Consider the following 11,886-nt stretch of genomic DNA (forward strand, 5'->3'; position numbering starts at 1 on the left):
GGTCACACCGACAGCCGCAGCACCTCGACGACCAGGCACACGCACGGCACCGCCACCACCGCCCAGCCGACCACTCGCGTGCGCAGCTCCCGGTAGCGGGTCTCGTACTCGGTGCGCAGCTCGTCGCGGCGCTTGGCGAGGCGGCGGAGCAGCTGTTCGGTGAGGGCGGTGCGGGTGGAGGTGTACTCCCGCAGCAGCTGCTCCCGTTCGGCCGTGGTCAGCCACTCCAGGCGGTCGCAGAGCTCCTCCGCCTCGCGGCGGGCGGCGCCCAGCTCGCCCTGCCAGTAGAGGTAGCCGTCGAGCTGCCGCAGGCCGTCGTCCACCGGTCTCACCAGTCTCACCGGTCGATGCTGCCGCTGCCCACTTCGGCATGGGAGCGGCCGTCAAGGGCGGCGATCTGCGGATGGTGCAGGTCGAAGGACGGGGATTCGGAGCGGATCCGCGGCAGGGACGTGAAGTTGTGCCGGGGCGGCGGGCACGACGTCGACCACTCCAGGGAGCGGCCGTAGCCCCACGGGTCATCGACGTCGATCTTCTTGCCGTACTTGGCGGTCTTCCAGACGTTGTAGAAGAACGGCAGCATCGAGAGGCCCAGAATGAAGGACCCGATCGACGAGACCGTGTTGAGGGCCGTGAAGCCGTCGGCGGCCAGGTAGTCGACGTAACGGCGCGGCATGCCCTCGACGCCGAGCCAGTGCTGCACGAGGAAGGTCGTGTGGAAGCCGACGAACAGCGTCCAGAAGGTGATCTTCCCGAGCTTCTCGTCGAGCATCTTCCCGGTGAACTTCGGCCACCAGAAGTGGAAGCCGGCGAACATCGCGAAGACGACCGTCCCGAAGATGACGTAGTGGAAGTGCGCGACGACGAAGTACGAGTCGGAGACGTGGAAGTCCAGCGGCGGGGACGCCAGGATGACGCCGGTGAGGCCGCCGAAGAGGAACGTCACCAGAAAGCCGGTGGACCACAGCATCGGCGTCTCGAAGGACAGCGAGCCCTTCCACATGGTGCCGATCCAGTTGAAGAACTTCACCCCGGTCGGCACCGCGATCAGCATCGTCATCAGCGCGAAGAAGGGCAAGAGGACGCCGCCCGTCACGTACATATGGTGCGCCCACACCGTCACCGACAGGCCGGCGATGGCGATCGTGGCACCAACGAGGCCGAGGTAGCCGAACATCGGCTTGCGGGAGAAGACCGGGACGACCTCCGAGATGATCCCGAAGAACGGCAGCGCGATCACGTACACCTCTGGATGCCCGAAGAACCAGAAGAGGTGCTGCCACAGCAACGACCCGCCATTAGCCGGATCGAAGATGTGCGCCCCGAATTTACGGTCCGCCTCCAGCGCGAACAGGCAGGCCGCCAGCACCGGGAAGATGAAGAGGATCAGCACCGACGTGAGCAGCACGGTCCAGGTGAAGATCGACATCCGGAACATCGTCATGCCGGGCGCGCGCATGCACAGGATCGTGGTGAAGAAGTTGACCGCGCCCAGGATGGTGCCGAAGCCGGAGAGGCACAGGCCCATGATGCCCAGGTCGGCGCCGATCGACGGGGAGTGCACGCCGTCGGAGAGCGGGGTGTACATGAACCAGCCGAAGGACGGTCCGCCCTGCGGGGTGAGCAGCGAGGACGCGGCGATGAGCGAGCCGAAGAGATAGAACCAGTACGCCAGCATGTTCAGCCGCGGGAAGGCGACGTCGGGGGCGCCGATCTGGAGCGGCATGATCCAGTTCGCGAAGCCCGCGAAGAGCGGGGTGGCGAACATCAGCAGCATGATCAGGCCGTGCAGCGTGAACGCCTGGTTGAACTGCTCCGCCGACAGGATCTGCAGTCCAGGGCGGGCCAGCTCGGCGCGCATGAAGAGCGCCATGATGCCGCCGATGATGAAGAAGGCGAACGACGTGATGAGATAGAGGCTGCCGATGGTCTTGTGGTCGGTGGTGGTGAGCCACTTGACCACGACGCTGCCGCGCTGGTGCCGGCGGACCGGGATCTCGTTCTCGTACGCGTCGTCGTCGGCCGTCGCGGTGGTCTGCGAGGGCTGGGACAAGGATTCCACTCCGGCTCCCGGTCGCTGGCGTCGGTTACCCGGCACAGCATGTACGGGACAGCCCGCAAACCGCGCTGACACGCACATATAGGTCACGGTGTCCGCCCGAACGGACGCTCGCCGCCGGGCCGGGCCCCGCGGTTAGGCTGGCGTGATGCAACAACGACCTTCGGATCTGACGGACGCCCAGGTCGCGGAAGCGCTGCGGGCGGACTGGGGACTTGAGCCCGAATCCCTCACGTACGCGCCGGTGGGCTTCGGCGATCACCACTGGACGGCGGCCGACGCCACCGGCGGCCGCTGGTTCGTCACCGTCGCCGAACTGTCGGAAGTGCGCGACCTCCGGCAGCTGCGGCTGGCCATGGACACCGCCGCCGCCCTGTCCGAGGACGCGGGCCTGGACTTCGTCGTGGCGCCGGTCCGCACCACCCGCGGCGAGACCGTCCGCCGCCTGGACGACCTGTACGCCCTCGTCCTCTACCGCCAGGTCGACGGCGCCGCGGGCGACTTCGGCGACGAGCCGTCGCAGCAGCGGCGCACCGCGCTCGCCCGGCTCCTCGGCGAACTGCACCGCGCCACGCCGAAGGTGCCCGCCGCTCCGGTCCACGATCCGGCGGTCGCCGGGGTGCCGGTGCTGCATGAGGCGCTGGACGACCTGGCGCGGACCTGGACCTGGGGCCCGTACGCGGAACCGGCGCGGGCGGAGCTCGGCGCGTACGGGCAGGAGAAGCTCCTGGAGGTGCTGGCGCACTACGACGAGCTGTCCGCCCGCGTCCAGGCCGCCGCCACGCCCGTGCTCACGCACGGCGAGCCGCACCCGGGCAATGTCCTCGCCACGGAGGCCGGCGGCCTCCGCCTCATCGACTGGGACACGCTCGGGCTCGCCCCGCCGGAGCGCGACCTGTGGTTCCTGGAGGGCGGCTCGGGCGCGCAGTTCGAGGCGTACGCCGAGGTGGCTGGGCACGCGCCCGACCCGGCGGCGCTGGCGCTCTACCGGCTGCGGTGGGATCTGGACGACCTGACGATCTATCTGGAGACCTTCCGGGCACCGCACAGGCGAGGCCCGGACACGGACCTCGCCTGGTCGGGTTTCACCGGCTCGCTGCGGCGCGCTCTGGCTGTGCTGGGCTGACCTCGCCGGCCGGGCGGGGCAGTTTCAGCGCGGCCGGAAGGGCGAGCAGCACCACGGCGCCGGCGGTGAGGACGGCCGCGCGCATCCCGTCCGCGGTGGCGGCGCGCAGGGCCTGCCCGGTCAGTCCGGCGATGTCGTGATTGGCGACGGCGACCAGCAGGGCGAGCCCCGCGGCGGTGCCGAACTGTAGCGCGGTGGAGGCCACTCCGGACGCGAGGCCCTGCTCGCCGGCCGGGACGCCGGTCGCGGCGGCGTTCCACATCGGCGCGTACGTGATCCCCATGCCGAGGCCGACCACGATCACCCCGGCCAGGGTGGTGAGTACGGAGCCGTCGGGGCGCAGGCCGGGCGCCAGAGCCGCGGTGCCCAGGGCGTTGACGACGATGCCGGTCAGCAGTGTGCCGCGGGTGCCCAGGCGCTGGATGAGCCGCTCGCTGAGGAAGTTCCCCGCGGTGATGGACAGCGTCGGGCCGAGGAAGGCCAGGCCGGTCTCCAGAGCGCTGAAGCTCAGGACGTCCTGGTAGTAGAGCGTCAGGAAGTACGGCACCGCCTGCATCGTCAGCCCGAAGAGGAGGATGACCACGACGGCCGCGCTGTGCGCCCGGTTGCGGAACAGCCGCAGCGGCATCAGCGGGTTGCGCCCGCGCGCCTGGATGCGGACGAACGCGACCAGCAGCAGGAGCGCGAACACGGCCGCGCCCAGCACCTCGGCCTGCGTCCAGCCCGCCTCTGAGCCGTGCGCGATCGCGTAGATCAGGAGGGTGATCCCGGCGGTGCCGGTCAGGGTGCCGGGGACGTCGATGCTGCCGCGGGTGGCGGAGCCGTCGGCGGGCAGCAGCGCGAAGGCGGCGACGACGCCCAGGGCGGCCAGGGGGACGTTGACGTAGAACACCGCCTGCCAGCCCAGGGCGTCGGTGAGCAGACCGCCGGCGAGCGAGCCCGCGGTCAGGCCGCCGGCGCCCGCCATGGCCCAGATGGTCAGCGCCCGGTTGCGCGGCGGGCCCTCGGCGAACGAGGTATTCACCAGGGCCAGCACGGCCGGGAACAGCACCGCCCCGGCCAGGCCCTGCAGCCCACGCGCGGCCAGCAGCACGCCCGGTGCCGTGGCCAGCCCGCCCAGCAGCGAGGAGAGGCCGTACAGCGCCATGCCGGCCACGAACATCCGCCGCCGCCCCAGCAGATCGGACAGCCGCCCGCCGAGGAGCAGGAAGCCGCCGTAGAGGACGGCGTACGCGGTGACCACCCACTGCAGGGTGTGCGGAGTGAAGCCGACATCGGCGGCTATGTCGGGCAGGGCGACGTAGATGATGGTGAAGTCGAGGCTGATGATCAGGTGGCCGAGCGCGAGCAGCGCCAGGCTCCAGGCCGGCCGCCGGAGGCGGGCCGGGGTGGGTGCGGCGGACATGCTGATGCCTTTCGTCCAGGGCGGATGCGGTGCGTGAGCGGGCACTGCACCGAGGACGGCGGGCATTTGTTGGCGCACCCCAGGAGCGCGCCCGGGTGGGCGGCGCCGGGGCTCGGTCCATTCGGTCCTCGCATCGGCGGCTCACCTCCCGGGCGCTCTGTGCGGCGTACGGGAAAATCTTGTCGCGGGTGGCGCCCTGGCGGCATCGGGCGGGCGGCGGACGCGGCCAGGGACGATGGCCCTAAGACCGCCGCGGATGGCCGCCGTTCAGCCCTGGATGACGGGTAGCGCTCCCCTGGCCGCGTCCAGGGCAGCCTCGCGGTCTTCCGGGACCAGGCCGATGCGGGTGCGGCGGTCGAGGAGGTCGGATTCGTCCAGGGCGCCCTCGTGGCGTACGGCCCAGGTGAGTTCGGCACGGGTGACCGGGTGGCCGGGGAGGACCGGCTCGCGGAGGGATGGGTCGTCGGCGCCCAGGGCGTGCAGGGCGGGGGCCTCCGTGCCGTAGCGGTGGATGAGGCGGGCGGGGGCGTCCAGGCGGAGGAGATCTTCCACCGGGGCGGCGCCGACCAGCGGGAGCCGGGATGTGGTTGAGCGCCGGGCGGGCAGGCCGCCCTCGGTGACGGCGGCGTCGATGGCGTCCTGGGCCATCCGCCGGTACGTGGTGAGCTTGCCGCCGACGACCGTGACCACCCCCTCGGGGGACGTGAGGACGGCGTGCTGCCGGGAGAGGTCCGCGGTGCGGCCGTCGCCGTCGAGCAGCGGGCGCAGACCCGCGAAGGCGCCGACGACGTCGGAGCGGCGCAGTGGCACGTCCAGGGTGGAGTCGAGGACGTCGAGGAGGAAGCCGATGTCCGTCTCGGGGGCGGTGGCCTCGTCCGGGACCGGGCCGTCGACGGGCTCGTCCGTGAGCCCGGCGTAGACGCGGCCGTCGCCCTGCGGGAGGACGAGGGCGAAGCGGTTGGAGGTGCCGGGGACCGGGATGTGCAGGGCGGCGCCGAGGTTGCCGAGGGTTTCGGCGCGGAGCACCAGGTGAGTGCCGCGGGAGGGGCGCATCCGGACGCCGTCGACGAGGCCGCCGGCCCAGACGCCGGTGGCGTTGACGACGGCGCGGGCGCGGATCTCCCCCGTAGCGCCGGTGAGTTCGTCGCGTATCGCCGCTCCCCCGCCGTCCAGGCCGAGGGCGCGCACCCGGGTGAGGATGCGGGCGCCGTGGGCCGCGGCCGTACGGGCGATGGCGGTGACCAGGCGGGCGTCGTCGGCGAGCTGGCCGTCCCAGGAGAGCAGGCCGCCGCGGAGCCCGTAACGGCGCACGGCGGGGGCGAGTCGCGCGGTCTCCACCGCGGACAGGCGGCGCGGGCCCGGCAGGGTGCGCCGGGGGGTGCGGGCGCCGGCGCGCAGGGCGTCGCCCGCGCGGAAGCCGGCCCAGGCGAGGGCGGCCGCCAGCCGGCCGGTCAGCGGGGTGAGCGGGAGCACGAAGGGCTGCGCGCGTACGAGATGCGGCGCGGTGTGCGTCATGAGCGTGCCGCGCTCGACCGCGCACTCGTGGGCGATGGCCGCCTGCCCCGAGGCCAGGTAACGGAGGCCGCCGTGGATCATCTTCGAGCTGAAGCGGGAGGTGCCGAAGGCGAGGTCGTGCGCGTCGATGGCGGCGACGGACAGGCCGCGGGCGGCGGCGTCGAGCGCGGCGCCGGCGCCGGTGGCGCCGAGGCCGACGACGAGGACGTCGACCGTACGGCCGGAGGTGAGCTCGGCCAGTTCGCGGGCGCGGCGGGGGGCGTTGAGGGAGGAGCCGGAGGGGTGGGTCATGGGGCGAGGGTCCTCTCCAGGATGTGGCGCAGTTCGGCGTCGAAGGCGTCCTCGCCGAGGTCCGGGTCGTCGTCCTCGGTCATCGTGCCGAGCGAGAGCGTGAACGACTGCACGACCAGCAGCACGCCGCGCGCCTGCCGGACGGGGTGGTCGCGGCGGACGGAGCCGTCCGCGTGGCCGCGGCGGAGGTTGTCCTCCAAGAGGCCGAGGAGCGCGTTCTGGCTGGCGCCGCGGCGGTCGAGGACGTACGGGAGGAGCAGCTCCGGGTCGACGTCCATGATCTTGACGAAGAGGGGGTGCTCCCGGAGCGCGCGGGCGCCCGCCGTGAGCCCGTCGACCAGCCGCTCGCGGGTCGACACGCCCGCGTCCTGCTCCGGTATCGCGGCGTGCGCCGTGGCCACCCACTCGCGGGTCATCAAGTCGCCGACGAGTGAGCGCAGGTCGGGCCAGCGCCGGTAGAGCGTCATGCGCGAGACGCCGGCGCGGCGGGCCACGTCGGTGAGGGTCGTGCGGCGGACGCCGACGGCGAGCACGCAGGCGCGGGCGGCGTCGAGGACCGCGTCTTCCGCGGTGGTCGCCGCCGAACGGTTGTGACGCTTGGACTTCATCTGTCACAGTGTCGCACACAAGGCAGAGGGAGAGTGCGCGAGTTGCTGGACATGTTGTGGAATGGGTGGGGCGATCCGGACAAAGCGGCGCCGCTGCCGGAGCAGGTGGCGGGGCTGTTGCGTGAACTGCTCGGCGTCACGCCGCCGGCCGCCCCCGCGGCGCTGCTGGCGGAGGTCAGGGTGCCGCCGTCGCGGCTGGACGACGACGCATGCGATGCGCTGGCCGCCGCGGCCGGCGGGGCGGAGCACGTACACACCGATGCCGAGGCGCGGATCCGGCACACGCGCGGCAAGTCCACGCCCGATCTGCTGCGGATACGGGCCGGGGAGGCGGACGCGGCGCCGGACGCGGTCGTGCTGCCCGGGAGCCATGACGAGGTCCTCGCCGTGCTGCGTGCCTGCGCGGAACTGGACGTGCAGGCGGTCCCGTTCGGCGGCGGCACATCGGTGACGGGCGGGCTCGCGCCCGCTGCCGCGGGGCCGTTCGTCGCCCTGGATCTGCGGCGCATGGACCGCCTGGTCGCGGTGGACGAAATCTCGCGCACCGCCGTCCTGGAGCCGGGGCTGCGCGCGCCCGAGGCGGAGCGGCTGCTGGCCGAACGCGGCTTCACCCTCGGCCACTTCCCGCAGTCGTACGAGTGGGCCACCATCGGCGGCTTCGCCGCCACCCGATCCAGCGGGCAGGCGTCGGCCGGTTACGGCCGCTTCGACGAGATGGTCGTCGCGCTCACCGCCGCCACCCCCGCCGGGACCCTCGACCTGGGCCGCGCCCCGCGCTCCGCGGCCGGGCCCGACCTGCGGCAGCTGCTGCTCGGCTCCGAGGGCGCCTTCGGGGTGATCACCTCGGTCACCGTGCGGGTGCGGCCGCTGCCCCAGGCGCGTACGTACGAGGGCTGGCGCTTCCCCGCCTTCGCGGCGGGCTCCGCGGCGCTGCGGCGGCTCGCGCAGGACGGGCCGCTGCCGACCGTGCTGCGGCTTTCGGACGAGGCCGAGACCATGGTGGGGCTGGCCAGGCCGCAGATGGTGGGCGGTTCGGCGAGCGGGCTGAGCCTGGAGCCCGACGGGTGCCTGGTGATCGCCGGTTACGAGGGCGGCGAGGACGAGACCGAGGACCGGCGGGAGCGCGCGCACGCGGTGCTGCGCCGGTGCGGCGGCGAGTACCTGGGCGAGGACCCGGGCAGCGGCTGGGAACACGGCCGGTACGCCGCCCCGTATCTCCGCGACTCGCTGCTGGGCGCGGGGGCCTTCGCGGAGACCCTGGAGACCGCGGGCTTCTGGTCGTCGCTGCCCGGGCTGTACGAGGCGGTGCGCGCGGCGCTGACCGACGTACTCACCGCCGAGGGCACGCCGCCGCTCGTCCTCTGCCACGTCTCGCATGTCTACGAGACCGGCGCCTCCCTCTACCTCACCGTCGTCAGCGCCCAGGCCGCCGACCCCGCCGCCACCTGGGACCGGGCCAAGCGGGCCGCGGGCGACGCCATCGCGGCGCACGGCGGCACCATCAGTCACCACCACGGCGTGGGCACCGACCACCGGCCGTGGTACGACGACGAGGCCGGCGCGCTCGGCATCGCGGCGCTGCGCGCGGTGAAGGACGCCCTCGACCCGGACGGCGTGCTGAACCCCGGCGTGCTGCTCCCGCCCGCATCCGCCCGACCGAGCTGAAGAGGCTGATCCATGGACGAAGTCAGCGGCGCATTCACCGCCGTCATCAACCCGGCCGCGGGCGGCAACGAGGGCGCGGCCGCCCTGCTCCCGGTGGCGAAGGAGCTCCGCGCGGCGGGCGCGGACGTCGAGACGGAGTACAGCCGCGGCCTCGACCACGCCCGCGAACTGGCGCGGCGGGCGGCCGCCGACGGACGGGTGGTGCTCGGTGTCGGCGGCGACGGCATGGCGGGCTGCGTGGGCGGCGCGCTGGCCGGTACGGACGGGGTGTGCGGCTTCGTCCCGGCGGGGCGCGGCAACGACTTCGCCCGCGCCCTCGGCCTGCCGGCCGGCGATCCGCAGGCGCTTGCGCGGCTGCTGCTGAGCGGGTCGCCGCGGCGGGTGGACGCGATCGAGGTGACGTCGGCGGTGCACGACCGGGTCGCGGTGCTGGGCAGCGTGTACGCGGGCGTCGACGCCGTCGCCAACCGCAACGCGAACCAGTCGCGGCTGCTGCGCGGCGCGGCCTCGTACTACATGGGCGCGCTGCGAGCCGTGCTGACGTGGCGGCCCGCGCACTACCGGCTGACGGTGGACGGCGAGGAGCTGGAGCGGCGCGGCTACACGGTCGTGGTGGCCAACTCCGCGTACTACGGCTTCAATCGCAAGGTCGCGCCGGATGCGAAGGTGGACGACGGGGTGCTGGATGTGATCGTGATCCGGCATGCGCCGCGGCGGCTTTTCTTCGCGGTGATGAATGAGCTCAAGGACGGGTCGCACGTCCGGCGCCCGCAGGTGGAGGTGCTGCGCGGGCGGGAGGTGCGGATCGAGGCGGAGCGGGCGCTGCCGTACGGGGCGGACGGCGAGGTCGATGCGACGGTGCCGGTGACGGCGAAGGTGCTGCCGGGGGCGCTGCGGGTGCTGGCGTGACGTAGGGCACGGGGCGGATCTCTGGCTTTGTCAGTGGGGTGCACTACCGTCGATTTCCATGACGCTGCAGGTGGTTGAGGGGGAAGCGGGGTCCGTGGTGATCCCGGCGGTTGTGGAGGGCTATCACGGGGTGGCCTTCGGTGGTTACGTGGCGGGGCTGCTGGCCGGCCGTGCCGCCGGGGGTGCCGCGGCGGCCACGGGGGTCGGCGTCGACTTCCGCGGGATAGTGAAGCCGGGGGTGCCGGTGCCGTTGCGTACGGACGAGGATGCCGCGGCGCTCACCGATGACGGCGGCGGGGTGCTGGCTGCCGCGGCGCCGCGTCCGGTTGCGGTCGAGGCACCGGCGGTGCCGAGTCTCGAGGAGGCGCGGGAGGGCTCGCGGCGGTATCTGGTGGAGCGGCGCGGGGTGATCGCGGACTATACGGAGTGCTTCGGCTGCGGTCCCGACCTGCCGCCGGAGAAGGGGATGCGGGTCTTCCCGGGGCGGGTGCCGGACCGGGAGGTGTTCGCCGCGGCGTGGACGCCGCATGCGTCGATGGGCGGCGCGGACGGCTCGCTGCCGCCGGAGCTGGTCTGGTCGGCGCTGGACTGCCCGGCCGGCTGGGCGGTCCGGGTCCTCGGCGCGGCCGACGACATGTCGGTCACGGCGGCGCTCGACGCGGCGGTGCTGGCGCCGGTGCGGGCCGGGGTGGAGCATGTCGTGTTCAGCTGGTCGATCGATGGCGCGGGGCGCAAGCACCGGGGCGGGGCGGCGATAGCCACCGGAGACGGCGAGGTGTGTGTGGTGTCGGAGTCGTTGTGGATCGACCCGCGGCGGTCGGCCTAGGGACTGTCCTTCGGCAGGTGGGGGGCACGGGCCGTTTGGGCGAGCCCATCGCGGTCACTCGTCCTGCATGAATACCACCCTGATCATTGCGGTGATCGTGGTCAGCGTCGCGGTGTGCGCCGCCCTGCTGCTGTGGCAGCGCGTCATGGGCGGCAGCGCGCGGCTGCGCCGTCACTTCGGGCCCGAGTACGAGCGGACCGTACGCCGCCACGACGGGAACACTCACGCCGCCGAACAGGATCTCAGCGAGCGGCTCAAGCACCACCGGCACCTGGAGCTACGGGACATGGGGGCGGAGCCGCGCGAGCGGTATGCCGCCGAGTGGGCCGTGATGCAGGAGCGGTTCGTCGACGCGCCGGCGGACTCGGTCGTCAAGGCCGACCGGCTGCTGGGCGCGGCGGCGCGCGACCGCGGCTTCCCCTCCGACGGTTACGAGGAGCAGGTCGCCGCGCTGTCGGTGCACCATCCGCGGCAGGTCACGGCCTATCGCGAGGTGCATGCGATCGCCGCCCACGCGGACGAGGGACGGGCGGACACGGAAGAGCTGCGGCGGGCGCTGCTGCACGGCAGGGAGTTCCTCGACGCGCTGCTCGTGCCCCCGGCACCCGGCGGGCGCAGGGCGCGGTCGGGCCGCCGCGGCGCACGTGGCCTGGTCCGGCATTGATTGTCAGTGCCCGGGCATACGGTGGGGCCCATCATCCACATTGTGCGAAGGGGAGCTCACCGTGGACATCCTGCTCATCGGCGGCCTGTGGCTCGACGGCCGCAGCGCCTGGGACGACGTCACCGCCGCGCTGCGGCCGCTCGGCCACCGGCCGGTGCCGCTGACGCTCCCCGGCCAGGGGGACGGTCACGCGTCCGCCACGCTCGACGACCAGGTGGCGGCCGTCCTCGCGGCGGTCGACTCGGCGTCCGGGCCGCCGCTGGTGGTGGGGCATTCCGCCGCCTGCGCGCTGGCGTGGCTGGCGGCTGATGCGCGGCCCGAAGGGGTGGCGGAAGTCGCCCTGATCGGGGGCATGCCGCAGGCCGATGGGGCGCCGTATGCGGACTTCTTCCCGGTCGTGGATGGTGTGATGCCGTTCCCCGGCTGGCAGCCCTTCGAGGGTCCCGACGCGGCCGACCTGGACGACGCGGCTCGGGAGCGATTCGAGTCCGCGGCGATATCGGTGCCCGAGCGGGTGGCGAAGGGCGTGGTGCGGCTGACCGACGAGCGGCGCTTCGACGTCCCGGTGGTGCTGGTGTGCCCGGAGTTCACGCCCGCCCAGGCGAAGGAGTGGATCGAGGCGGGCGAGGCCCCCGAGCTGGCCAGGGCCAAGCACCTCGAGTACGTGGACATCGACTCCGGCCACTGGCCCATGGTCACCAAGCCTGCCGAACTCGCCCGTCTCCTCGCCGCCGTGGCGTCCGGGCGCCAGGGCTGAGTCTCCGCCGGCGCGACGATTCCGGGGCGTCCGTGGAGTCTCATTCGGCGACATCCCCTTA

General features: G+C 73.2%; 11 protein-coding genes. 6 read left to right on the forward strand and 5 right to left on the reverse strand.

The features are described from left to right. Positions 1-2 precede the first annotated feature (2 nt). Both ACNNMR_RS02825 and ctaD read right to left on the reverse strand, forming a co-directional pair. On the reverse strand, positions 3-341 hold the full coding sequence (locus ACNNMR_RS02825) for a hypothetical protein (RefSeq protein WP_419992881.1): 339 nt from the start codon (positions 339-341) through the stop codon (positions 3-5). After that, positions 338-2,062 (reverse strand): cytochrome c oxidase subunit I, encoded by a 1,725-nt coding sequence (gene ctaD / locus ACNNMR_RS02830; RefSeq protein WP_419992882.1) that lies wholly within the window; start codon positions 2,060-2,062, stop codon positions 338-340. The genes ACNNMR_RS02825 and ctaD overlap by 4 nt, the downstream gene beginning before the upstream one ends. Positions 2,063-2,207: 145 nt before the next feature. Here ctaD and ACNNMR_RS02835 point away from each other — a divergent pair, with 145 nt between their 5' ends. Next, on the forward strand, positions 2,208-3,185 hold the full coding sequence (locus ACNNMR_RS02835; protein WP_419992883.1) for a phosphotransferase enzyme family protein: 978 nt from the start codon (positions 2,208-2,210) through the stop codon (positions 3,183-3,185). Here the strand turns inward: ACNNMR_RS02835 and ACNNMR_RS02840 are convergent. From ACNNMR_RS02840 to ACNNMR_RS02850, 3 genes are all read right to left on the reverse strand, one after another. Beyond that, positions 3,145-4,590, reverse strand: a complete 1,446-nt coding sequence (locus ACNNMR_RS02840) for an MFS transporter (RefSeq protein ID WP_419992884.1) — start codon at positions 4,588-4,590, stop codon at positions 3,145-3,147. The two genes, ACNNMR_RS02835 and ACNNMR_RS02840, sit on opposite strands and share 41 nt — an antisense overlap. Before the next feature lie 267 nt (positions 4,591-4,857). Beyond that, positions 4,858-6,396, reverse strand: coding sequence for a glycerol-3-phosphate dehydrogenase/oxidase (locus ACNNMR_RS02845; protein ID WP_419992885.1), 1,539 nt, complete (start codon positions 6,394-6,396; stop codon positions 4,858-4,860). Beyond that, on the reverse strand, positions 6,393-7,004 hold the full coding sequence (locus tag ACNNMR_RS02850; RefSeq protein WP_419992886.1) for a TetR/AcrR family transcriptional regulator: 612 nt from the start codon (positions 7,002-7,004) through the stop codon (positions 6,393-6,395). The genes ACNNMR_RS02845 and ACNNMR_RS02850 overlap by 4 nt, the downstream gene beginning before the upstream one ends. A 51-nt stretch (positions 7,005-7,055) precedes the next feature. Between ACNNMR_RS02850 and ACNNMR_RS02855 the strand changes: the two genes are divergently transcribed. The 5 genes from ACNNMR_RS02855 to ACNNMR_RS02875 all read left to right on the forward strand — a co-directional run bounded on the left by ACNNMR_RS02855 (position 7,056) and on the right by ACNNMR_RS02875 (position 11,825). Beyond that, on the forward strand, positions 7,056-8,669 hold the full coding sequence (locus ACNNMR_RS02855; protein ID WP_420000244.1) for an FAD-binding oxidoreductase: 1,614 nt from the start codon (positions 7,056-7,058) through the stop codon (positions 8,667-8,669). 12 nt (positions 8,670-8,681) lie between these two features. Continuing rightward, positions 8,682-9,578 carry a YegS/Rv2252/BmrU family lipid kinase gene (locus tag ACNNMR_RS02860; RefSeq protein ID WP_419992887.1) on the forward strand — a complete coding sequence of 299 codons (897 nt, stop codon included), beginning with the start codon at positions 8,682-8,684 and terminating at the stop codon, positions 9,576-9,578. A gap of 58 nt (positions 9,579-9,636) precedes the next feature. Next, a complete protein-coding gene (locus ACNNMR_RS02865; RefSeq protein WP_419992888.1) occupies positions 9,637-10,404 on the forward strand; it encodes a hypothetical protein in 768 nt (255 codons plus the stop codon). 67 nt (positions 10,405-10,471) lie between these two features. After that, complete coding sequence (locus ACNNMR_RS02870; RefSeq protein WP_419992889.1) at positions 10,472-11,068, forward strand: hypothetical protein; 597 nt, start codon at positions 10,472-10,474, stop codon at positions 11,066-11,068. A gap of 61 nt (positions 11,069-11,129) precedes the next feature. Next, positions 11,130-11,825 (forward strand): alpha/beta fold hydrolase, encoded by a 696-nt coding sequence (locus ACNNMR_RS02875; RefSeq protein WP_419992890.1) that lies wholly within the window; start codon positions 11,130-11,132, stop codon positions 11,823-11,825. Positions 11,826-11,886: the final 61 nt, after the last annotated feature.

Origin of the sequence: Streptomyces boninensis (assembly GCF_048572725.1) — a bacterium.
Taxonomy (GTDB): Bacteria; Actinomycetota; Actinomycetes; order Streptomycetales; family Streptomycetaceae; genus Streptomyces; species Streptomyces boninensis.